The organism is Variovorax sp. YR752 (assembly GCF_943372545.1).
The window spans coordinates 45100-67129 of record NZ_CALRZC010000007.1 but is presented as its reverse complement, the minus strand read 5'-3'; the positions used below and the strand labels follow the sequence as shown (position 1 = coordinate 67129).

General features: G+C 67.7%; 18 protein-coding genes. 12 read left to right on the top strand and 6 right to left on the bottom strand.

Going from position 1 to position 22030, the window contains the following annotated elements:
- Positions 1-30: 30 nt before the first annotated feature.
- On the bottom strand, positions 31-1014 hold the full coding sequence (locus AAG801_RS02935) for a trypsin-like peptidase domain-containing protein (protein WP_341887088.1): 984 nt from the start codon (positions 1012-1014) through the stop codon (positions 31-33).
- A 134-nt stretch (positions 1015-1148) separates the two neighbouring features.
- On the opposite strand from AAG801_RS02935, the gene AAG801_RS02930 reads away from it, so the two are divergent.
- Entirely contained in the window at positions 1149-1823 is a 675-nt protein-coding gene (locus tag AAG801_RS02930) for a glutathione S-transferase (protein WP_099792937.1), read from the top strand.
- Positions 1824-1842: 19 nt separating this feature from the next.
- Here the strand turns inward: AAG801_RS02930 and AAG801_RS02925 are convergent, their stop codons facing one another.
- Positions 1843-2313: a YqaA family protein gene (locus AAG801_RS02925; protein ID WP_101490357.1), complete on the bottom strand. Its 471-nt coding sequence runs from the start codon at positions 2311-2313 to the stop codon at positions 1843-1845.
- Between the two features lie 183 nt (positions 2314-2496).
- Between AAG801_RS02925 and dusB the strand changes: the two genes are divergently transcribed.
- Genes dusB through purH form a run of 3 tightly spaced genes read left to right on the top strand, consistent with a single transcriptional unit; the run spans position 2497 to position 5446 of the window.
- Positions 2497-3555, top strand: a complete 1059-nt coding sequence (gene dusB / locus AAG801_RS02920; protein WP_099792935.1) for a tRNA dihydrouridine synthase DusB — start codon at positions 2497-2499, stop codon at positions 3553-3555.
- Between the two features lie 31 nt (positions 3556-3586).
- A complete protein-coding gene (locus AAG801_RS02915) occupies positions 3587-3823 on the top strand; it encodes a Fis family transcriptional regulator (protein ID WP_056577757.1) in 237 nt (78 codons plus the stop codon).
- A 15-nt stretch (positions 3824-3838) separates the two neighbouring features.
- Positions 3839-5446, top strand: coding sequence for a bifunctional phosphoribosylaminoimidazolecarboxamide formyltransferase/IMP cyclohydrolase (gene purH / locus AAG801_RS02910; protein ID WP_341887087.1), 1608 nt, complete (start codon positions 3839-3841; stop codon positions 5444-5446).
- A 72-nt stretch (positions 5447-5518) separates the two neighbouring features.
- Here purH and AAG801_RS02905 read toward each other — a convergent pair whose 3' ends face one another.
- Both AAG801_RS02905 and AAG801_RS02900 read right to left on the bottom strand, forming a co-directional pair.
- The gene (locus tag AAG801_RS02905; RefSeq protein WP_062479124.1) at positions 5519-5995 is read right to left on the bottom strand and encodes a hypothetical protein; all 477 of its coding nucleotides are present in this window, start codon (positions 5993-5995) and stop codon (positions 5519-5521) included.
- 145 nt (positions 5996-6140) lie between these two features.
- The gene (locus tag AAG801_RS02900) at positions 6141-7037 is read right to left on the bottom strand and encodes a LysR substrate-binding domain-containing protein (RefSeq protein WP_341887086.1); all 897 of its coding nucleotides are present in this window, start codon (positions 7035-7037) and stop codon (positions 6141-6143) included.
- Between the two features lie 159 nt (positions 7038-7196).
- On the opposite strand from AAG801_RS02900, the gene AAG801_RS02895 reads away from it, so the two are divergent.
- Positions 7197-8177: a tripartite tricarboxylate transporter substrate binding protein gene (locus tag AAG801_RS02895; protein WP_341887085.1), complete on the top strand. Its 981-nt coding sequence runs from the start codon at positions 7197-7199 to the stop codon at positions 8175-8177.
- Positions 8178-8220: 43 nt separating this feature from the next.
- Positions 8221-9621, top strand: a complete 1401-nt coding sequence (locus AAG801_RS02890) for an amidase family protein (protein ID WP_341887084.1) — start codon at positions 8221-8223, stop codon at positions 9619-9621.
- 16 nt (positions 9622-9637) lie between these two features.
- Here the strand turns inward: AAG801_RS02890 and hemL are convergent, their stop codons facing one another.
- Both hemL and AAG801_RS02880 read right to left on the bottom strand, forming a co-directional pair.
- A complete protein-coding gene (hemL, locus tag AAG801_RS02885) occupies positions 9638-10918 on the bottom strand; it encodes a glutamate-1-semialdehyde 2,1-aminomutase (protein ID WP_341887083.1) in 1281 nt (426 codons plus the stop codon).
- Positions 10918-11883, bottom strand: a complete 966-nt coding sequence (locus tag AAG801_RS02880; RefSeq protein WP_341887082.1) for a bifunctional hydroxymethylpyrimidine kinase/phosphomethylpyrimidine kinase — start codon at positions 11881-11883, stop codon at positions 10918-10920. The genes hemL and AAG801_RS02880 overlap by 1 nt, the downstream gene beginning before the upstream one ends.
- Before the next feature lie 111 nt (positions 11884-11994).
- Between AAG801_RS02880 and AAG801_RS02875 the strand changes: the two genes are divergently transcribed.
- The 6 genes from AAG801_RS02875 (at position 11995) to AAG801_RS02850 (ending at position 21987) form a co-directional block, all read left to right on the top strand.
- Entirely contained in the window at positions 11995-12165 is a 171-nt protein-coding gene (locus tag AAG801_RS02875) for a rubredoxin (RefSeq protein ID WP_099792923.1), read from the top strand.
- An 83-nt stretch (positions 12166-12248) separates the two neighbouring features.
- Positions 12249-12647: a response regulator gene (locus AAG801_RS02870; RefSeq protein ID WP_099792921.1), complete on the top strand. Its 399-nt coding sequence runs from the start codon at positions 12249-12251 to the stop codon at positions 12645-12647.
- Positions 12647-13012, top strand: a complete 366-nt coding sequence (locus AAG801_RS02865; RefSeq protein WP_099792919.1) for a response regulator — start codon at positions 12647-12649, stop codon at positions 13010-13012. The genes AAG801_RS02870 and AAG801_RS02865 overlap by 1 nt, the downstream gene beginning before the upstream one ends.
- Before the next feature lie 19 nt (positions 13013-13031).
- Positions 13032-13565, top strand: a complete 534-nt coding sequence (locus AAG801_RS02860; protein WP_101490349.1) for a chemotaxis protein CheW — start codon at positions 13032-13034, stop codon at positions 13563-13565.
- 42 nt (positions 13566-13607) lie between these two features.
- Positions 13608-15941 (top strand): methyl-accepting chemotaxis protein, encoded by a 2334-nt coding sequence (locus tag AAG801_RS02855; protein ID WP_341887081.1) that lies wholly within the window; start codon positions 13608-13610, stop codon positions 15939-15941.
- Between the two features lie 31 nt (positions 15942-15972).
- Complete coding sequence (locus tag AAG801_RS02850) at positions 15973-21987, top strand: Hpt domain-containing protein (protein WP_341887080.1); 6015 nt, start codon at positions 15973-15975, stop codon at positions 21985-21987.
- Positions 21988-22030 lie beyond the last annotated feature (43 nt).

Here is a 22030-nt window from a genome sequence, read left to right as displayed (position 1 = left end):
AACGGGCTTCGCTGTCGCTTGCCTCGTCGATCAATTGGTCTTCTGCTTGCCCCACACCACGGTGTCGTCCACCGCATAGGCCGCGCACGTCACCTTGCGTTCGGTGCAGCCTTTCAGATGCTCTGTCAGCGCGGCCGAGTTGGTGGCGGTGCCGAACTTCTGGTCGCTTGTGATCAGGAAGATGCGGGGCCGCGCCTGCAGCAGGAACTGGCGGTAGGCGTTGCGCACCGGGGTCGGGTCGGCGCCGATGGGCGGCAGAGCTTGCAGATCTGCCAACTCGGCGTGTCCTGAAGGCGCAGGCTCCCCGTTGCTGCCGAACACTACGCCGGTGCTTTTCAGCAGATCGCGCCATGTCGCCAGCTCCGTGGTCACGCGCTGCGGCAGCTCCATCACCCATTGCGCCGGATAGGCAAAGCCGAGGTTCGCGCCGCCGGGCGCCACGCTGTCGGTCACGCCGACCAGCCGGCCTTCGGTATCGAACAACCCGCCGCCGCTGGAGCCTGAAGACACCGGCGCCGACGTCTGCACGATCGGCAGTTGCCCGGGCGCGCGCGGGCGCAGCGCGGAGATCAGGCCTTCGCTCAGCGTGCGTTCGAGGCCGTGTGGGCTGCCGACGGCGAACACGCGCTGGCCGACACGCAGCTCACCGGCGGGCACGATCTGCACGGCGGGCAATTGCAGCGGCGTTTCGCTCGTGAGCACGCACAGGTCGCGCGACGGGTCGGGGTCACGCACGATGCGGGCGATGCGCAGCGTGGTCGGGCCCTGCGTCACGGTGACGGAGACGGCGCCATCGACCACGTGGCAGGCCGTGGCCAGCGCGCCCGAGGTCACGGCCACCGCGCTGCCGATGGCGGTCTGGTTGTTGCCTCGCTCGCCCTTGACGGTCCAGACAGCGGGCGAGACCTTGCGGAACACCTCCTCGGGCGTCAATGCCCAGGCGTGGCAGGCCGCAAGGCCGAGCCAGAGTCCGATGAGCGAGGTGCGGCGGCGCCGCGTGAAGAGGTGGGGCATTCCGGTCAGTGTAGGAAGCAGGTCCACGGTTTGCCGTAGGCGGTGACGCTGTCGCAGCGGGCGCCTGAAAGCTGCGTGCGTTGTGGTTAGACTGCGCGCCCGCTGCATCCTCTGCCGGAAGGCCTTCATTCGCCATGCTCACTGTCCATCACCTGAACAACTCGCGCTCGCAGCGCGTGCTCTGGCTGCTCGAAGAACTCGAGCTGCCTTACGAGATCGTCCACTACCAGCGCGACCCCAAGACCATGTTGGCGCCCGCTTCGCTGAAGGCCGTGCATCCGCTGGGCAAGTCGCCGGTGGTGACGACTGACGACGGCGCGACGCTGGCGGAATCGGGCGCGATCATCGAGTCGCTCATCGAGCGCTACGGCCAGGGCCGGCTCGCCCCTGCGGCAGGCTCGCCCGAGGCGTTGCGCTACCGCTACTGGCTGCACTTCGCCGAAGGCACGGCGATGTCGCCGCTGCTGCTCAAGCTGGTGTTCGACCGGATCGAGACGAGCAAGATGCCCTTCTTCGCGAAGCCGATCGCCAAGGCCATCGCAAGCAAGGCGAAGTCGGCCTTCATTCATCCGAACATCACGGGCCATCTGAATTTCATGGAGGCCGAACTCGGCCGGAGCGAGTGGTTCGCGGGCCATGAGTTCACGGGCGCCGATATCCAGATGAGTTTCGTGGTCGAAGCCTCGCAGGCGCGCGGCGGCCTCGATGCGAAGCGACCGAAGCTCATGGCCTACCTGGAGCGCATCCATGCGCGCCCGGCCTACCAGCGCGCGCTGGAACGCGGCGGCCCCTACGAACTGCTGAGCTGAGTTTTTTCGAACGCGCGCTTCATGACGGGAAGGCGTATAGAAGCGCGTAGGTCATCGTCACGTAGCGCAGGAACTTGCCGATCGCCATGTAGCCCACACAGGGCCAGAACGGCAGCTTGAGCCAACCGGCGACCGCGCACAGCGGATCGCCCACGATCGGCAGCCAACTCAGCAGGCAGGCCTTCGGGCCCAGCCGCTCGAGCCAGCCGAGCACGCGCAGGTGGTGTTTCGAGTGCGAGTATTTGTCGGCGACCTTGTGCGCGCCGTAGCCCATCCACCAGTCGACCGCACCGCCCAGCGTGTTGCCCACGGTGGCCACGGCGATGGCCTGCCAGAACATCTCGGGGTTGAGTTTCAGCAGGCCGAACAAGATCGGTTCGGAACCGACCGGCAGCAGCGTGGCCGATACGAAGGCTGCGATGAACAGCGTCGAAAGTCCGTACTGGGGGAGCGCAAGGAGCGCCAGGAGTGCGTCGAGCCAGGCTTGCATAAGGTCGGCGAAGTATAGGCAGCGCTCACGTCGCGGCGGCGTGGGAGAAGGCCCCGCGAAATACTGGTGTTTACGCCTGTGTCTCAGGCGCAAAAAGGCGTAAATCGTTTCAGTCGCTGAAATGCCACGTGGCTACAATCGTGCCTCATTTTTCAGCAGCCGACCCGCACAGCACCCCTTCCCATGACCTTGCAGATCGGCACCCACACGCTGGAAAACCGGCTGTTCGTCGCGCCCATGGCCGGCGTGACGGACCGGCCCTTCCGCATGCTGTGCCGCGAACTCGGCGCGGGCTATGCGGTCAGCGAGATGGTCACCTCGCGCAAGGAGCTCTGGAACACGCTGAAGACCTCGCGGCGCGCCAACCACGACGGCGAGCCGGGCCCCATTGCGGTGCAGATTGCCGGCACCGACGCGGCCATGATGGCCGAGGCCGCGGTCTACAACATCGAGCGCGGCGCGCAGATCATCGACATCAACATGGGCTGCCCGGCCAAGAAGGTCTGCAACAAGTGGGCCGGCTCGGCGCTGATGCGCGACGAGCCGCTGGCGCTTGAGATCGTGCAGGCCGTGGTCGATGCGGCGCAACCCTTCAACGTGCCGGTCACGCTCAAGATGCGCACCGGCTGGAGCGAAGACAACCGCAATGCGGTGAAGCTCGCACGCGACTTCGAATCGGCCGGCGTGCAGATGCTCACCGTGCACGGACGCACGCGCGAGCAGGGCTACAAGGGCCACGCCGAGTACGACACCATCGCCGCCGTGAAGGCCGCGGTGCGTGTGCCGGTGGTGGCCAACGGCGACATCCGTTCGCCCGAGAAGGCGCGCGACGTGCTCGCGGCCACGGGCGCCGACGCCGTGATGATCGGCCGCGCCGCGCAGGGCCGGCCGTGGATCTTCCGCGAGATCACGCATTTCCTGGACACCGGCACGCACCTTGCACCGCCGCTGGTGGCCGAGGTGCGCCGGCTGCTGCTCGATCACCTGGTGGAGCACTACGCGCTGTACGGCGAGTTCAGCGGCGTGCGCACGGCGCGCAAGCACATCGGCTGGTATGTGCGCGCGCTGCCCGACGGCGAGGCGTTCCGCGCACGGATGAACGCCATCGAAGACTGCGCCGGACAGCTGCGCGCGGTCGACGACTATTTCCAGGGGCTTGCGGACCGCATGGACCGCATGCCCGCTCCGACGGCAGACGAGGAGCCGTCGGGGGAAGAGGAGACGGCCTGCGCCGTCGATTGAGAGAAGAAGAGAAAAAGAGAAGAAGCAAGCAATGAGCAAGAAACACATCGAGGACTGCGTTCGCAGCAGTCTGGACAGCTACTTTCGCGATCTGCGGGGCACCGAACCCGACGGCATGTACGAGATGCTCGTGCGCGTGGTCGAGAAACCCCTGCTCGACGTCGTCATGACGCGCGCCGAAGGCAACCAGTCCCGGGCCGCCCAATGGCTGGGCCTGAACCGCAACACGCTCCGCAAGAAATTGGTCGAGCACAAACTTTTGAAATAACTCCACGGCACATCCATGGCTCAGACCGCACTCCTTTCCGTTTCCGACAAGACCGGCATCCTCGAATTCGCGCAAGCCCTGCATGGCTTGGGCGTCAAGCTGCTGTCCACCGGCGGCACCGCCAAGCTCCTGGCCGACGCCGGCCTGCCGGTGACCGAGGTCGCCGACCACACCGGCTTTCCCGAAATGCTCGACGGCCGCGTGAAGACGCTGCACCCGAAGATCCACGGCGGCCTGCTGGCGCGCCGCGACCTGCCCGCGCACGTGGCCGCCATCAAGGAACACGGCATCGACACCATCGACCTGCTGGTGGTCAACCTGTACCCGTTCGAAGCCACCGTGGCCAAGCCCGGCTGCACGCTCGAAGACGCCATCGAGAACATCGACATCGGCGGCCCGGCCATGGTGCGCAGCGCGGCCAAGAACTGGAAAGACGTGGGCGTGCTCACCGACGCCTCGCAGTACGCCGTGGCGCTGGCCGAGCTCCAGGCCGACGGCAAGCTCAGCGACAAGACCAAGTTCGCGTTCTCGGTGGCTGCGTTCAACCGCATCGCCGACTACGACGGCGCGATCAGCGACTACCTCTCGGCCATCGACTTCGACGCCAGCATCGGCCAGCCCGCACCCACGCGCTCGCTGTTCCCGGCGCAGAGCAACGGCCGCTTCGTGAAGGTGCAGGACCTGCGCTACGGCGAGAACCCGCACCAGCAGGCCGCGTTCTATCGCGACCTGTACTCGGCGCCCGGTTCGCTCGTGTCGGCCAGGCAGCTGCAGGGCAAGGAGCTCAGCTACAACAACATCGCCGACGCCGATGCGGCGTGGGAATGCGTGAAGAGCTTCGACGAGCCCGCCTGCGTGATCGTGAAGCACGCCAACCCCTGCGGCGTGGCCGTGGGCACCGACGCGCTCGAGGCCTACAGCAAGGCCTTCAAGACCGACCCGACCTCGGCCTTCGGCGGGATCATCGCTTTCAACCGAACGGTGGACCTTGCGACGGCGCAGGCCGTCAACAAGCAGTTCGTCGAAGTGCTGATGGCACCGGGCTACACGCCCGAGGCGCTCGAAGTGTTCCAGGCCACCAAGGCCAAGCTCAACGTGCGCGTGCTCGAGATCGCACTGCCCAAGGGTGGAAGCACCGACTGGGACAACGGCCGCAACGCGATGGACGTCAAGCGCGTCGGCTCGGGCCTGCTGATCCAGACCGCCGACAACCACGAGCTGGCACTGGCCGACCTCAAGGTGGTCAGCAAGAAGCAGCCCACGCCGCAACAACTGCAAGACCTGCTGTTCGCCTGGAAGGTCGCGAAGTACGTCAAGAGCAACGCGATCGTGTTCTGCGCCGACGGCATGACCATGGGCGTGGGTGCCGGCCAGATGAGCCGCCTCGACTCCGCGCGCATCGCGAGCATCAAGGCCGAGCACGCAGGCCTGTCGCTCAAGGACACGGCGGTGGCCAGCGACGCCTTCTTCCCGTTCCGCGACGGCCTCGACGTGGTGGTGGATGCGGGCGCGGGCTGCGTCATCCAGCCGGGCGGCTCGATGCGCGACCAGGAAGTGATCGACGCGGCCGACGAGCGCGGCGTGGTGATGGTGCTGTCGGGCGTGCGCCACTTCCGGCACTGAGCCTGCGGCCCTGTTGGGCCTTCGCACACAAGGCCAAGGTCGCTCACGCGGCCTTGGCCTTTTTCGTTGTCGCTACTCGTGCGTACCGAAACGGTACTTGAGCTGGAAGCTGATCGCGCCGTACAACCGGTTCCTGATCGTCGGCACGTAGGCGATGTTGAGGCCCCAGTTCTTGCCTTCGATGGCGGCCGTCGGAATGATGGCCGGGAACCAGTTGCCGTTGCGGTAGTCGGGGTAGCCGTCGAAGCCGCCCACCACCGCGCCGAACTTCACGCCGTAGAACTCGAAGGGCAGGATGTACAGGCCGACGTAGTGCGACTGGCGCCGGTTGCTGTTGTGGAAGGTGCCGGCCGTGACGCGGTAGGTGTCGTTCAGCGGGTACTCGAAGCCCAGGCCCGGGTTGGCGTTTTCCAGGCCCTTGCCGCTGTCGAAGTGGGCCGAGTAGAAGCCGGGGTTGACCCAGATGTTCTTCGGCTCGAAAGACTGCGCCAGCGCGAGGCCCGGCAGAAGAAGGGCACTCAGCAGCGGCAGCATGCGCAAGGGGGTCATGGGCGGGGCGTCCTGAATCATTGGTCTGTCTCGCGGCTTCGATGGTGGCTGCGATGACGGCTTCCCTTGGGTCTGCGAGCGTGGGAATGGACCCGCGAACGCCGGCGCAATATACACGCGGCGATCGCGAAAACGATGACATCGCTCAGGCGGGCCGCGCCAGGTACTTGCGAAACAGCTCGGCCAGCCGCAGCGCCGCCAGCGACAGCGGCTTGCCGCGCGGCGAGACGATGCCCAGCTCCAGCGGAGGCACCGGCATCGCGAGCGGCACGCGCTCCACCATGTCGGCATAGGGCGGCATCGTGAGCATGCCGGCCGGCCCGACCATCAGCGCGTCGCTGCGGGTCAGCAGGCCCCAGCTCACACCGAACGACGCCACCTCGATGCGGTGCTCCGGCAGCGGCAGTCCCTGTTCGGCGTACTGCTCGAGCAAGAAGGTGTGCTGGCTGCCCGGCGCCAGGTGCATGAGCCATTCGGCGCCCGCCACCTCTTCCCAACGCGTGGCGCGGTTCAGCGGATGGCCGCGGCGACAGAGCACCGCCATCTCGATCATGTCGAGCCGCTCGAACGCGAAGTCGGTATCGAGCGCCGCGGCCACCGGGCCGGCCACCGCGAAATCGATCATGCCCTCGCGCAGCAGCGGCAGCACCTGGGGAATCAGGCCGTCGAAGAGCTTGAGCTGCGCATGCGGCATCGCCTTGCGAAAGGCGCGCACCACCTCGGGCAGCACGCCCAGGAACACCATCGGCGTCACCGCAATGGCCACGCGCCCGTGCTGGCTGCCTTGCAGGATGCGGATGTCCTGGCGCGCGAGTTCGAGCTGCTGGTGCGCGAGCCGCGCGCGCACGGTGAGCTGGCGGCCGCATTCGGTGAACTCGATGCCGCGCGAACTGCGCAGCACCAGCTGCGCATCGACCTCGGCCTCGAGCTCGCGGATCGCCTTGGTCACGGCCGCCTGGCTCAGGTGCAGGCTGCGCGCGGCGGCGCGGATGCTGCCGGTGTCGGCCAGCCGCAGCCAGGCCTTGAGCTGGTGGTCCTTCATGCGGCGCATTCTGCCGGGCGGCGCCACCGGGTGATCCCCAGACAAACACAGGTTGTCATCGCGACAAGCGATTGTCTTTTCCGGCGGGCAGTCGATTCCTAGACTTTGCGCACCGGTCGTCTCATCGTGAGCGGCGGGCTTCTCACAGGAGATACCTTCGTGCCTGCACTGCTGTCATTCGCGTGGACCCGCCGCACCCTTCTTGCCGGGCTTGCCGCCGTCGCCCTCGGCGCCTCGGCCCAGTACCCCGAGCGCCCGCTGAAGTTCATCGTGCCTTACGCCGCCGGCTCGGGCGTGGACGTGGCGGTGCGGCCCGTGGCCGACGCGATGGGCCGCGAACTGGGCCAGGCCATGGCGGTGGACAACCGCCCCAGCGCCGGCGGCATCGTCGGCACGCAAGCACTGGCGACCTCCGCGCCCGACGGCTACACGGTCGGCTACGGCAACCTCGTCACGCTGAGCATCAACCCGGCCTTCTTCTCGAAGCTGCCGTACGCGCCCGAGAAAGACCTGGTGCCGGTCGGCCTGATCTCGAGCAACGCCTACGTGCTGATCGTGCGCAAGGACCTGCCAGTGCGCACGCTGCAGGAGCTGGTCGCCTACGGGCGCGAGCACCCGGGCAAGCTCTCGGTCGGCTCGCCCGGCATCGGCAGTGCGGGCCACCTGACCGGCGAACTGCTGAAGGCAGAGACGGGCCTGACGATGGTGCAGGTGCCCTACAAGACCGGCACGCAGGCGGTCGGCGACATGGTCAACGGCCAGCTCGACGTGACCATAGAGAACATCTCGGCGGTGCTGCCGTTCATCCAGCAAGGTCGGGTCAAGGCGATTGCCGTGACCAGCGCCAAGCGCGCCGGCGTGCTGCCCGAGGTGGCGACGGTGGCCGAAAGCGGCGTGCCCGGTTTCGAGGTGGTGGCCTGGGGCGCACTGATGGCGCCGGCAGGCACGCCGCGCAAGACGGTCGACCGGCTCAACACCGCGCTGCGCGCCGCACTGGCCGACCCGGCCGTGGTCCGGGCCAACGCCGCGCTGTCGATCGAGGCGCTGCCTTCGAGCCCCGAGGAACTCAGCGCGCTGATGAAACGCGAGAAGCCGCGCTGGGCCGACGCCGTGCGGCGCGCGGGCGTCAAGGGCGACTGACGAACGGCCCGATGGATTTCACTTTTTCCCAAGGAGACAACGCATGCAACTCTGGCAACTGGAAGCCGCCGACCTGGCGCAGCGCATCAAGGCGCGCGAGGTCTCGTGCGTCGACGCGGTGCGCAGCAGCCTGGCGCGGCTCGACGCGGTGAACCCGCAGCTGAACGCCGTGGTCGACCGCTGCGCCGACGAAGCGCTGGGCGCGGCGGCGCAGGCCGACGCGGCACTGGCGAGCGGCGAAGCGACCGGGCCGCTGCACGGCGTGCCCGTCACCATCAAGGTCAACGTCGACCAGCGCGCGCACGCCACCACCAACGGCGTGGAGGCCTACCGCAGTGTCGTGGCCACGGAAGACAGTCCCGTGGTGGCAAACCTGCAGCGCGCCGGCGCGATCGTCGTCGGTCGCACCAACACGCCCGCGTTCTCGATGCGCTGGTTCACCGACAACGCAGCCCACGGCCGCACGCTGAATCCGCACAACGCCGACGTGACGCCGGGCGGTTCGAGCGGCGGCGCGGCGGCGGCGGTGGCGGTCGGCATCGGCGCGATCGCGCACGGCAATGACCAGGGCGGATCGATCCGCTACCCGGCCTACGCCTGCGGCGTGTACGGCCTGCGCCCGAGCTTCGGCCGCGTGCCGGCCTTCAATCCTTCGGGCGGGAGCGAGCGGCCGATGGTGGTCCAGCTCACGTCGGTGCAAGGGCCGCTGGCGCGCAGCGTGCGCGACCTGCGGCTGGCCTTCGCCGCGATGGCGCAGCGCGATGTGCGCGACCCGTGGTGGGCGCCCGCGCCGCTCGAATCCGCAACCTCGAGCAGCCCCGTCAGCGTGGCGCTGTGCACCGAGCTGCCCGGCTACGCCTGCGATCCCGAGGTGGCCGATGCATTGCAGCGCGCGGCGCGCCGGCTGGAGAGCGCTGGCTACCGCGTCGAGCCCGCGCAGCCGCCGCGCCTGCGCGAAGCGGCCGACCTCTGGCTGTCATTGACGATGGCCGACAGCCGGCTGCTGGTGGAAGAAGCGCTGATGCGCGACGGCGACGACACCATCCGCCAGGCCTACCGCGCCATGGATGCGCATGCGCCGCAGTTCGACACGGTGAGTTACATGCGTGCCCTGGCCGCGCGCACGGGCCTGATGCGTGAATGGGCGCTGTTCCTGCAGCGTCATCCGCTGCTGCTGATGCCCGTGTCGTGGCGCCATCCGTTCCCGGTCGATGCCGACCAGCGCGGCAGCGCTGCGATGCGGGAGATCCTGGACGCGCAGAGCCCGCTGCTGTCCACCGCGATCCTGGGGTTGCCGGGGTTGTCGGTGCCCATGGGCTTGCGCCGGGGCTTGCCCACGGGCGTGCAGCTCGTGAGCGACCGTTTCCGCGAAGACCTGTGCCTGGCCGCGGCCGAGGTGCTCGAAGCCGAGGCCGGGCCGGTGGCCGTGGTCGACCCCGCCTGAGCGGGGAGGGCGTGCGTCAGCGCTTGCTGAAGATCTCGCGTGCCGCCGCGATGGTGGCTGCGATGTCGTCCTCGCTGTGCGCGGCGCTCACGAAGCCTGCTTCGTAGAGTGCCGGCGCGATGTACACGCCGCGGTCGAGCAGGCCATGGAACAGGGCATTGAACTGCGCGTTGTCGGTGGTCATCACCGTCGCGTAGTTCTGCGGCAGCTCGTTCATGAGGAAGAAGCCGAACATGCCGCCTTCGCTGTCGGCGTTGAAGGGCTGGCCCTCGGCGGCCGCGGCGGCCTTGAGGCCGTCGACCAGCGTGCGGGTCTTCTTCGCCAGCGCTTCGTAGAAGCCGGGCTTCGAGATTTCCTTCAGCGTGGCCAGGCCGCAGGCGGTGGCCACCGGGTTGCCCGACAGCGTGCCGGCCTGGTAGACCGGGCCCAGCGGCGCCAGCTGTTCCATGATGGCGCGCGGGCCGCCGAAGGCCGCCAGCGGCATGCCGCCGCCGATCACCTTGCCGAGCACCGTGAGGTCGGGCGTGATGCCCAGCACGCCTTGCGCGCCGTGCAGGCCGACGCGGAAGCCCGTCATCACCTCGTCGAAGATCAGCAGCGCGCCGTGCTGCGTGCACAGCTCGCGGCAGCGCTTCGCGAATTCGGGCGTGGCGCGCACGAAGTTCATGTTGCCGGCGATCGCCTCGATCATCAGGCAGGCGATGTCCTTGCCATGCAGCGCGAAGGCTTCGTCGAGCTGCTGCAGGTTGTTGTACTCGAGCACCAGAGTGTGCTGCACCACCTCGGGCGGCACGCCGGCGGAGGTCGGGTTGCCGAAGGTGGCGAGGCCGGAGCCGGCCTTCACCAGCAGCGCATCGGCGTGGCCGTGGTAGCAGCCTTCGAACTTGACTATGGTCTTGCGGCCGGTGGCGCCGCGCGCCAGGCGCAGCGCGCTCATGGCGGCTTCGGTGCCCGAACTCACGAGGCGCACCATTTCCATCGACGGCACCAGGGCCAGGATGGCTTCGGCCAGTTCGATCTCGCGCTCGGTCGGCGCGCCGTACGAGAAGCCTTCGAGCACGGCCTTCTGCACCGCCTCGACCACGGCGGGGTGGCCATGGCCCAGGATCATCGGACCCCAGGAGCCGATGTAGTCGATGTAGCGCTTGTCGTTGGCGTCCCAGAAATACGCGCCTTGCGCGCGCTGGATGAAACGGGGCGTGCCGCCGACGGCCTTGAAGGCGCGCACGGGCGAGTTCACGCCGCCGGGGATCACGGCGCGGGCGCGCTCGAAAAGAATGTCGTTCTGGTCAGTCATCAGTGTCGGGTGTCGTGGGGGGGCAAGGCGAAATCGGGTGGGGCATCGGGTTCGTCATCGTCTTCGTCGTCCTCGGGCTCGGCCCAGAACAGGCGGTCGGGCAGCACATGGCCCATGCCGGGGCGGAAGCCCGCGTCGAGGCAGCGGTCCATGTAAGCGAGCGCTTCGGTCGTGGCGGCGACGAGGTCGGTGCCGCTGGCCAGCAGGGCCGCGAGCGCGGCCGAGAGCGTGTCGCCGGCACCGGCAAAGACGGCTTCGAGCCGTTCGTACTTCTCGCTGGCCAGCACCGATTGGGGCGAGGCGAGCACGTTGTCGATGAACTGGTCGGGCAGCACCATGCCGGTGACCAATGTGTAGGGCACGCCGAACTCGCCGGCGGCCTTGGCGATGTCGCGCGCGCTGGGCGGACGCTCGCCGCTCCAGTCGGGCAGCAGCCAGCGCCACAGGGTGCTGTGGTTTCCAACCAACACCGTGGTCTGGGGCAGTACGAGGTCGCGAAAAGCGTCGTGATAGGCCTCGATCAGGTTCTCGTCCCACCACGACAGGTTGGGCATGTAGGCCACGACGGGCACGTCGGGATAGTCGGCGGCGGTCTCGGCGATGGTGCTCAGCGCCTCCGGCGTGCCGGCAAAGCCGACCTTGATCAGCTGGACCTCGACGTCTTCGAGGATGGCGCGCGCCTGCTCGGCCACGGCCTCTTCCTCGAAGGCAAAGTGGTCGAAGATCTCGGCCGTGTCGCGGGCGTAGGCGCCGGTCACCACCGGCAGGATGTGAGCGCCCACCGATCCCATGGCCAGTGCGTCGGCGCCCAGGCCGCCCGCGCCGCTCGGGTCGCTGGCATTGAACACCAGCACGCAGGGGGGATTCAGGTCGCGTTCGCTCAGCGCCTCATCGTCCTCCTGCGAGGGGTCGTTAAGATTGCCCGGTGTGCGGGCGTTCTCGTCTGGATGTAAGTAGATGGTCATACGCCTGGCGAAATCCCCTGGATGGTGGCATAGGCGCGACGTTTACGGTCTGCCAGTGAGATACGCATAGATACACTCGTTGCATTTAATGAACAAGGACTTTAAGCTCCGATGAACACGAAAACTTGGATGTGCCTGATTTGTGGGTGGATCTATGACGAAGCGGTTGGTGTGCCGGAAGACGGCATCGCGGCAGGCACGGCCTGGGCCGAGGTGCCGATGAACTGGACCTGTCCTGAGTGCGGTGCGCGCAAGGAAGACTTCGAAATGGTTGAGATCTGACAAGCATGGCATAGGGCTACGCGATCTGCGTCGATGTTCGGCGCGGCGGGCATCCAAGTCTCTGATGAGCAGGAGCGTTTGCAATGAGCCCGAATGGATCTGGTTACAAGGTGCTGGTCATCGACGACAGCAACACCATCCGGCGCAGTGCCGAGATTTTTTTGAAGCAGGGTGGGCACGAGGTTCTTCTCGCGGAAGACGGCTTCGACGCGCTCTCCAAGGTTAACGACCACAAGCCTCACCTGATTTTCTGCGACATCCTGATGCCTCGTCTCGACGGCTATCAGACCTGCGCCATCATCAAGCGCAACGCGCATTTCTCCAATGTCCCGGTCGTCATGCTGTCTTCGAAAGACGGCGTGTTCGACAAGGCCCGTGGCCGCATGGTCGGGTCCCAGGACTATCTCACCAAGCCGTTCACCAAAGACCAGCTGCTGCAGGCCGTGCAGCAGTTTGGCATTGTTCAACAGGAAGTGCAGTAATGCCGATTCGAAAAATCCTCGTCGTTGACGACTCCAAGACGGAACTGATGTTCCTGACCGACCTCCTCCAGAAGAACGGTTTCTCCGTGAAGACGGCCGAAAACGCCGACGACGCGATGCGCCGCCTCGAGGAAGACCACCCCGACCTGATCCTCATGGACGTGGTCATGCCCGGCCAGAACGGCTTCCAGCTCACGCGCGCCATCGCCCGTGACCCGAAGTACGCCGCCATCCCGATCATCCTGTGCACCAGCAAGAACCAGGAAACCGATCGTGTCTGGGGCATGCGCCAGGGCGCTCGCGACTACATCGTGAAGCCGGTCAACGCGGCCGACCTGATGTCCAAGATCAGCGCGCTCGCCTGACCGGGAACCTGCGCAATCCATGGCGAATCGCGACGCGCTCCGCGCCTTCCAGTCCCGTCTTGCGAGCCGCCTCCAGGCTGCGCGCACCACGGGCGTGGCCGCGAGCTGGCTGGCGGTCGAGGCGGGCGAGGGCAAGTACCTCTTTCCGCTCGCGCACGCCGGCGAAATCTTTCCCTGGACGCCGCCCCAGCCCGTGCCCTACACGGAGCCCTGGTTTCTCGGCGTCGCCAACCTGCGCGGCGGCCTGTACGGCGTCGTGCAGCTGTCGGCGTTTGCGTCCGGTGCGCCGGGCGCCCCCGCCGCCTCTGAAGCGGCACGCATGCAATCGCGGCTCGTGGCATTCAACGAGCTGCTCGAAGTCAACTGCGCATTGCTGGTCGATCGACTGGCGGGGTTGCGGGGTGTCGAGGCCTTCACGGCCGCCGAGGCCCCGGGCGCAGAAGCACCTGCCTGGCACGGGCATCTGTACACCGACGCAGCAGGAGAGCGCTGGCAGGAAGTCAACCTGCAGGCGCTTTCGCAGCAACCCCAGTTTTTGAGTATTGGTGCGTAGTGCTTCGGCACATGGCACTGGCAACCACCTGAAGGACCGACCGTGAGCTCGATCGCCGACAAGTTCAAGAAATTACTCCCCGCGAACAACGGGAACGACAAGGCCCGCGTCGACGGCTCCGGTTCGATATCGCTCGACGATGTCGACACGGTTCAGGTTCCGGACGAAAAAACGATCCGCCTCGCCAAAAAAGGCGACGGCGTTTCCGCGTCTGCCGCCGTGACCGACACCGGCTTCGGCGGCATCGACGCGCTGGGCGACCCCGCGTCCATCGAGGCCGCCAACGCGGCCACGCTCGAAGCAGCCCCGCTGGCTGCCACCACGGGCGGCAGCATGGGCGCCAACCCCGCCAAGCAGCAGCGCGTGCTGGCCATCTTGCTGGCCATCGTGGTGCTGGCGCTGTTGCTGGTGGCCGGCTCCGCCATTCTTCGCGCGGAACGCCTCGCGCAGCAGGTGGCGGCCACCGGCCAGTCGCTGATGCAGTCGCAGCGTTTGGCGAAATCGATCTCGCAGGCCCTCGTCGGCAGCGCCTCGGCGTTCGTCGAAGTGAAGGACAGCGCCGACGACCTCACGCGCCGCGTGCAGGGCCTGACCAACGGCGACGACGCCTTGCGCCTGGAAGCCGTCGGCAACCAGTACGACGAGGAGATGAACGAGATCAACCCGCTGGTCGCTCGCGCCGACACCAGCGCCAAGGCCGTGTTGGCCCAGCGTCAAATCCTGACGCAGGTGGGTGCCGCCTTGCGCGACATCAACCAGCAGTCGTCCACGCTGCTCGAAATGACGGAAACCGTCGCGTCGCTGAAGATGCAGCAGAACGCCACGCTGCCTGAAATTTCGGCCGCCGGCCAGCTCGTGATGCTGACGCAGCGCATCGGCAAGTCGACCAACGAGTTCTTCACCGTCGAGGGTGTGAACCCCGACGCCGTGTTCCTGCTCGGCAAGGACCTGAACACCTTCCAGGAAACCACCCGCGGCCTGCTCGACGGCAATGCGCAGCAGCGCTTCCCCGGCTCGAAAGACCCGCAGACGCGCCAGCAGCTCGAAGCCATCCTGAAGACCTACGAGCAGATGCGCACGCAGGCGTCGGCCATTCTGGGCAACCTGCAGGGTCTGGTCGCAGCGCGCGAAGCGCAGGCCTCCATCCTGACCGACAGCGAGCCGCTGCGTAAGTCGCTGGGCGACCTGCAGGACAAGCTCTCTGCCCGTACCGGCCTGGGCGCCGGAACGATCGTGTTGCTGTTCGTGCTGTCGCTGGCCGCCCTGGCTCTGGCCGGCGCCATCGGTTTCGTGCAGGTGCGCGAAGGCCGCGAACGTGCCGCAACCGCCGAACGCGAACGTCTGGCGGCCGAGCAAACTTCGGAAGAAGCCGGCCGCGTCAACAACGCCAACCAGGCCGCCATTCTTCGGCTGATGAACGAACTGCAGACAGTGGCCGAAGGCGACCTGACGCAGGAAGCCACCGTGACCGAGGACATCACCGGCGCCATCGCCGACTCGGTGAACTACACGGTGGAAGAACTGCGTTTGCTGGTGGGCAACGTGCAGAACACGGCAACCCGCGTGGCGCAGACGACGTCGCAGGTGGAAAACACCTCGACCGAACTGCTCGCCGCCTCGACCGAACAGCTGCGCGAAATTCGCGAAACCGGCCAGTCGGTGCTGACCATGGCCGAGCGAATCAACGGCGTGTCCACGCAAGCGCAAGAGTCCGCCACGGTGGCGCGCCAGTCGCTGCAAGCCGCCTCGTCGGGTCTGCAGGCCGTGCAGAATGCCATCGGCGGTATGAACTCCATCCGCGACCAGATCCAGGAAACCTCCAAGCGGATCAAGCGTCTGGGCGAATCGTCGCAAGAGATTGGCGAAATCACCGAGCTGATCTCGGACATTACCGAACAGACGAACGTGCTGGCCCTGAACGCCGCCATCCAGGCCGCATCGGCCGGTGAAGCCGGTCGAGGCTTCTCGGTGGTGGCGGAAGAAGTGCAGCGACTGGCTGAACGCTCCGCAGACGCCACGCGCCAGATTTCGGCGCTGGTGAAGGCGATTCAGACCGACACCCAGGATGCGGTGGGCGCCATGGAGCGTTCCACGCAGGGTGTGGTCGAAGGGGCGAAGCTGTCCGACAACGCAGGTACCGCGCTGACCGAGATTGACCGCGTGTCGCGCCGCCTTGCTGACCTCATCGAACAGATTTCGCAGTCCGCCTCCCGCGAGGCCGATTCGGCCAACGTGGTGGCCGCCAACATCCAGCACATTTTTGCGGTGACGGAACAGACCGGAGAAGGCACGCGGACCACGGCCCAGCAGGTGCGCGAGCTCTCGCAGATGGCTGAAGAACTGCGTCGCTCCGTGGCTCGTTTCAAGATTGCCTGACAACAGATAGATAAGAACGGCGAGCAACCACGTGTCGATCCAAACCCCTGCCACGGCCCCCCTCGCCGGCAACATGCCGGCCACCGAAGACCTCGGGCCGTTGGCCTGGGTGCTGGGAGAAATCCAGAAATCCCTCGACGGTGTCGGCAAGTCGCTGCGGCGTTTCGTGCGCGACGTGGGCAGTGCCACGGAGCCTGAGAGCGGTCCGCTGCAGATGGCCCGCCAGCAACTGCACCAGGCCGTCGGCGCGCTGCAGATGGTGGGCCACAGCTCGCCCGCGCTGGTGCTCGGCACCATCGAATTCGCGGTGCAAGGCTTCATCGCCGAGCCGCAGCGCTGCACCGAGAGTGCCGTGCACAAGATCGAGCGTGCCGGCTTTGCCGTCACCGATTTCCTCAGCGCATTGCTGGCCGGCAAGGCTGTTTCGTCGGTGGCGCTGTTCCCGCAGTACCGCGACGTGCTGGAGCTGGTCGGCAATGAGCGCGTCCACCCGGCGGACCTGTGGAGCACGGCGTGGCGTTGGGTCGAGGTCAAGCCCGCACTCACGCAGGCGGCACTGGCCTACGACCCGGCCGTGCGCTCGCGGCTCGACCGCGAGGTGCTGCAGTTGGTCAAGAGCAGCGATCCGCAGGCCGCGCGCCGGCTGCATGCGCTGTGCCTGGGGCTCGGTCGCGGCGCGCTGCTGCCGCGCGTCGCCAGCTTCTGGACACTGGCTGCGGGCTTCTTCGAAGCCCTCGCACTGGGCCTGATTCCCTTCGACACCTACGTCAAGCGCGCGGCCTCGCGCGTGCTGCTGCAGTACGCCACGTTGGCACGCGGCGACAGCGTGGTGTCCGACCGCCTTGGCCAGGATCTGCTGTTCTTCTGCGCCCAGGCCGGGCCTGGCGCACCAGACGACGACGCCGCCACGCTGCGCACCGTGCGCAGCGCCTGGGGCGTGGCGCAAGAGCCGCGCGTCGACTACACGGTGGTGCAGTTCGGCCGCTTCGATCCGCTGGTGCTCTCGCAGGCACGCAAGCGCATCGAAACCGCCAAGGAAATGTGGTCGGCGCTCTCGGGCGGTGACATCACGCGCACGCGCCAGGTGGCCGACACCTTCGCGCAACTCGGCGAATCGCTGCACAAGCTGCACCCGCCGAGCCAGCCGATGGTGGAGGCGCTGACCCATGCCGTGGACGCCTCGGTGCGTTCCGGTCAGCCGCCCGACACCGAACTGGCGATGGAAGTCGCCACCTCGGTGCTGTACCTCGAAGCCGCGCTCGAAGACCTCGACCCCAGCGATCCGCAACTCACGGCCCGCACGCTGCAGCTGGCCGGCCGCATCGAGCGCGTGCGCGACGGTGGCCGTTCCGAGCCGCTCGAGCCGTGGATGGAGGACCTGTACCGCCGCGTCAGCGACCGCCAGACCATGGGCACCGTGGTCGACGAGCTGCGCAGCCACCTGAGCGAACTCGAGAAGTCGCTCGACCAGTATTTCCGCCGCCCGGCCGAAAAGCCGCTGCTGCGCACCGTGCCCACCCAGCTCATGCAGATGCGCGGTGTGTTCTCGGTGCTGGGGCTCGAGCAGGCCGCACTCACCGTGCAGCGCATGCGCGACGACGTCGACCAGATGCTGCAGGCCAACCGCTCGCCCGTCGAGGAAATGGCCACCTTCGACGCGCTCGGCAACAACCTGGGCGCGCTCGGTTTCCTCATCGACATGCTGGGTTACCAGCCCGCACTGGCCAAGCGCCTGTTCGTGTTCGACGCCGAAGCAGGCGAACTCAAGCCCTTGATGGGCCGCCACGCCACTGATGCCACGGCCCCGGCCGAAGGCGCTGCCGCGCCGGCCGCTGAGCCCGTGCTCAGCATCGAAGAGGTCGACGCGCAGATCGCCTCCAAGCTCGCCGCGTTGGCCACGCCCAACCGCAAGACCAAGCCGTCGCCGCTGGAGGAATTCAGCCGCAAGGCCGAGAGCTGGACCACCAAGATCAGCGGACCGTCGGCCTTGCCCGACACCGAGGTCACCGAGCTCGAAGAAGACGACCTGCAGAACATCTTCCTGGACGAAGCCCGCGAAGTGGTGGGCAACGGCCTGGCCGCCATCACCGCGCTCGGCAGCCGTCCCGGCGACACCGAAGAACTCACCATCCTGCGCCGCGCGTTCCACACGCTCAAGGGCAGCTCGCGCATGGTCGGCCTCACCGACTTCGGTGATGCCGCCTGGTCGCTCGAACAGGTGGTCAACACCTGGCTGGCCGACCAGCGCGACGCCACGCCCGAGCTGCTGTCGAGCACCGAGCGCATGCTGCGCGATTTCAGCCAGTGGGTCGAAGCCATTGCCGCCGGCGATGCAGGCACCTGGCATTCGGCGCCGTTCAGCCGCGTGGCCAACGCCCTGCTGGCCGGCGAGCCCGTGCCCGCACCGGTGCGCGTGGCCGACGCCGAAGCGCTCGCCGTGGCGGCGCGCCACATCGCCGCCGAATCGGCATCGCTCGCGCTGCCGGAACTGCCAGAGTTGCCCGATCTGTCGCTGACGCCGCAAGACGTCGCAGCCCCTGACGCCACGTTGGACTTCTCCGACTGGCAGCAGGCGCAAGACGCACAACACGCATCCACCCAGCCTGTCACACCCGAGCCCGACGACGATTTCGCCTCCACCGATTTCATCGACTTCGAGACCAAGCAAAGCACCGCGCCCGCACCGCTTGAAGCGCTGCCCAGCGGCGACGATTTCGATTTCCTCGCACCGCCGAAGACGCACGCACCCGCCGAGCCCGTCGTGTCGTACGTCGAGCCCGAGCCCACTGCAGAGATCGAAGCGACGATGCCGACCGCATCGGGCCTGCCCGATCTCGAATGGGCGCCCGAGCCGCTGCCGCTGGCCGCAGCAGAGCCCGTCGCCGAGGTGGTGGACGCTGTCGAGGTCATCGAAGTCGCCGAAGAACTACCGGCGCTGGACGTGCCGGCTGAATTGCAGCCGGAGCCAGAGCCTGTGTCGGCGATCGTCGAAGTCGCCCCCGAGGCCCCCGTCGTCGAAGAGCTGGCTGCAGTCGTCGTGGCCGAACCGGAGCCCGAGCCCGTGCTGGCCGAGGCCTTCTCCGAACCCGAGTCTTCCACCGCGCCGAGCGCCGAAGACCAGGTCAAGGTGATCGGTCCGCTGCGCATCGGCATCGCGCTCTACAACGTCTACCTCAACGAAGCCGACGAATGGTCCCGCCAGCTGGCGACCGATGTCGGCGAATGGGCGCTCGAAACCCACGAGCGCCTGCCCGACTCGACCATTGCGCTGGCCCACTCGCTGGCCGGCAGCTCGGCCACCGTCGGCTTCCACAGCCTTTCGGGCATGGCCCGTCTGCTCGAATCCGCGCTGCAGCACTTGCAGATGCAAGGCAGTGGCACGCGCGAGCAGGGCGTCGTGCTGGTGGCCGCAGCCGACGAGCTGCGTCGCCTGTTGCACCAGTTCGCCGTCGGCTTCCTGCGTGATCCGTCCGAAGCCACGCTGCAGGCGCTGCGCGAAATCGCCGCCGCGCCGATGCCGCCCGAAATCGCCGCGGCCCGTTTCGAGACGCTGCTGCCGAAGCAGATCGTCGCCAACGACGCCTTTGCCGACGTGGTACTGGACGACAACGAAGACGCCATCGACCTGGCCGATGCGGTCGACGTCGACCTGTTCCCGATCTTCGAGGAAGAGGCGGCTGAACTGATGCCCCAGCTGGGCGAGGCGCTGCGCCAGTGGTCGCACCACCCCGACGACAGCGCACCGCGCGCCTCGGTGCTGCGCACGCTGCACACGCTCAAGGGCAGCGCCCGGCTGGCCGGCGCCATGCGCCTGGGCGAGCGCGCGCACCGCATGGAGTCCGAGATCGAACTCCTGGGGTCCCAGGGTGCAGAGCGGGCCGACATCGAGAAGCTGCTGGCCCGCCTCGACACGCTGCAACACACCTTCGACGCCCTGCGCGCGGCCGACGACGCTGCCCAGGTCGAGGTGGCCCAACTGATCGCGACCGCCAGCCCGACCGCACCCGCCATCCAGCGCGTGCAATCGGCGCCCGAGGTTCGCGTGTCTGCGAACGACGACCAGGCCGAAGCCGGCGAGGCCGCTGATGCGGCGTCCGCTGCAGCCCCGTCGTCCTTGCTGCCGCGCCCCGCGCCGGCCCTGCTCGCGCCACTGCGTGCGGCATCGGGCCAGGCGGTGCGCATCCGCACCCAGCTGCTCGACCGCCTGGTCGCGCAGACCGGCGAGGTCATCATCACGCGCTCGCGCCTCGAAGCCGAACTCGGCCAGCTGCGCGGCTCGCTCGCCGACCTCACGGGCAACCTCGACCGCCTGCGCCAGCAGCTGCGCGACATCGAAGTGCAGGCCGAAAGCCAGATGCAGTCGCGCCTGGCGCAAGCCAAGGACTCGCAGCAGAGCTTCGACCCGCTCGAGTTCGACCGCTTCACCCGCGTGCAGGAACTCACGCGCATGATGGCCGAGTCGGTGAACGACGTAGCCACCGTGCAGCGCACCTTGCAGAAGACCGTGCAGGCCACGGAAGACGACCTGAGCGTGCAGGCACGCCAGACCCGCGAACTGCAGCGCGGCCTGCTGCGCACGCGCATGGTGGAGTTCGAGGGCATCTCCGACCGCCTGTACCGCGTGGTGCGCCAGGCCTCGAAGGACACCGGCAAGCAGGTGCGCCTGGACATCGTCGGCGGCTCCATCGAAATGGACCGCGGCGTGCTCGACCGCATGACGCCCGCCTTCGAACACCTGCTGCGCAACTGCGTGGCGCACGGCATCGAAGACGCGGCGGCGCGCGAAGCGTCCGGCAAGGACGCCAGCGGCCTGATCGTCATCGACCTGCACCACGAAGGCAACGACGTGTCGGTGAGCTTCCGCGACGACGGCGCAGGCCTCGACCAGAAGCGCATCGCCGAACGCGCCCGCGCACTCGGCCTGCTCGGCCACGACCAGGACCTGTCGCCCGAAGAAGCCACCGAGCTGATCTTCAAGCCCGGCTTCTCGACCGCAGGACAGGTGTCCGAACTGGCCGGCCGCGGCATCGGCATGGACGTGGTGCGCGCGCAGATCGCCGCGCTCGGCGGCCGCATCGAAACGCACAGCACGCCGGGCCACGGCACCACCTTCAAGCTGGTGCTGCCGCTGACTACCGCCGTGACGCACGTGGTGATGCTGCGTGCCGGCGAGGTGTCGATCGGCGTGCCGTCGAACCTCGTGGAACTCGTGCAGCGCGTGAGCGGTGCCGACCTCGAGGCGGCCTACCTGAACCACAGCTTCGCCTTCGGCAGCGAGCAGGTGCCGTTCTACTGGGCCGGCGCGCTGCTGCAGCATTCCATCCGCAGCGAACACGCCGCCACCAAGAACAACACGCTGGTGATCGTGCGAAGCGCGGCGCAGCGCGTCGCCCTGCACGTGGACGAAGTGCTGGGCAACCAGGAAGTCGTGGTCAAGAACCTCGGCCCGCAGCTTGCACGGCTGCCCGGCCTGGCCGGCATCTCGGTGCTGGCTTCGGGCGCGGTGGCGCTGATCTACAACCCGGTGGCGCTGGCCGCGGTGCATGGCGACCAGGCGCGCGCGCGCCAGACCGCCGCGCTGGCCGCGCCGACGCATGCAACGTCGGCAGACGCCGGTGCGCCGCAAACCCCGGCGGCCTTCGCGCCGGTGGTGCCGCAGATTCCGCTCGTGCTGGTGGTGGACGACTCCATCACCGTGCGTCGCGTCACGCAGCGTCTGCTGCAGCGCGAAGGCTATCGTGTGTCGCTCGCGGCCGACGGCCTGCAGGCGCTCGAACGGCTGCAGCAGGAGCGCCCGGCCGTGGTGCTGTCGGACATCGAGATGCCGCGCATGGACGGCTTCGACCTGGCCCGCAACATCCGGGCCGACACGGCGCTGGCCGAGCTGCCGATCATCATGATCACCTCGCGCATCGCCGAAAAGCACCGCGAGTACGCCCGCGAGCTGGGCGTGAACCACTACCTCGGCAAGCCGTACTCGGAAGAGGAACTGCTGCGCCTGGTGCGTGCGTACACAAGCGAGCCGGCTGCACTGGCCGTGGCCTGATCAGCCTCGGCTGCGTCGGCGATCGACGCGCAAAAGAGAAGGG

Excerpts from the sequence above, each read along its gene's own strand:
- AAG801_RS02870 (WP_099792921.1), top strand. The coding sequence starts at position 12,249 with ATGAGCCCGAATGGATCTGGTTACAAGGTGCTGGTCATCGACGACAGC.
- AAG801_RS02865 (WP_099792919.1), top strand. The coding sequence starts at position 12,647 with ATGCCGATTCGAAAAATCCTCGTCGTTGACGACTCCAAGACGGAACTG.
- AAG801_RS02905 (WP_062479124.1), bottom strand. The coding sequence starts at position 5,995 with ATGACCCCCTTGCGCATGCTGCCGCTGCTGAGTGCCCTTCTTCTGCCG.
- AAG801_RS02890 (WP_341887084.1), top strand. The coding sequence starts at position 8,221 with ATGCAACTCTGGCAACTGGAAGCCGCCGACCTGGCGCAGCGCATCAAG.
- AAG801_RS02875 (WP_099792923.1), top strand. The coding sequence starts at position 11,995 with ATGAACACGAAAACTTGGATGTGCCTGATTTGTGGGTGGATCTATGAC.
- AAG801_RS02930 (WP_099792937.1), top strand. The coding sequence starts at position 1,149 with ATGCTCACTGTCCATCACCTGAACAACTCGCGCTCGCAGCGCGTGCTC.
- AAG801_RS02880 (WP_341887082.1), bottom strand. The coding sequence starts at position 11,883 with ATGACCATCTACTTACATCCAGACGAGAACGCCCGCACACCGGGCAAT.
- AAG801_RS02925 (WP_101490357.1), bottom strand. The coding sequence starts at position 2,313 with ATGCAAGCCTGGCTCGACGCACTCCTGGCGCTCCTTGCGCTCCCCCAG.
- AAG801_RS02915 (WP_056577757.1), top strand. The coding sequence starts at position 3,587 with ATGAGCAAGAAACACATCGAGGACTGCGTTCGCAGCAGTCTGGACAGC.
- AAG801_RS02935 (WP_341887088.1), bottom strand. The coding sequence starts at position 1,014 with ATGCCCCACCTCTTCACGCGGCGCCGCCGCACCTCGCTCATCGGACTC.
- purH (WP_341887087.1), top strand. The coding sequence starts at position 3,839 with ATGGCTCAGACCGCACTCCTTTCCGTTTCCGACAAGACCGGCATCCTC.
- hemL (WP_341887083.1), bottom strand. The coding sequence starts at position 10,918 with ATGACTGACCAGAACGACATTCTTTTCGAGCGCGCCCGCGCCGTGATC.
- dusB (WP_099792935.1), top strand. The coding sequence starts at position 2,497 with ATGACCTTGCAGATCGGCACCCACACGCTGGAAAACCGGCTGTTCGTC.
- AAG801_RS02860 (WP_101490349.1), top strand. The coding sequence starts at position 13,032 with ATGGCGAATCGCGACGCGCTCCGCGCCTTCCAGTCCCGTCTTGCGAGC.
- AAG801_RS02900 (WP_341887086.1), bottom strand. The coding sequence starts at position 7,037 with ATGAAGGACCACCAGCTCAAGGCCTGGCTGCGGCTGGCCGACACCGGC.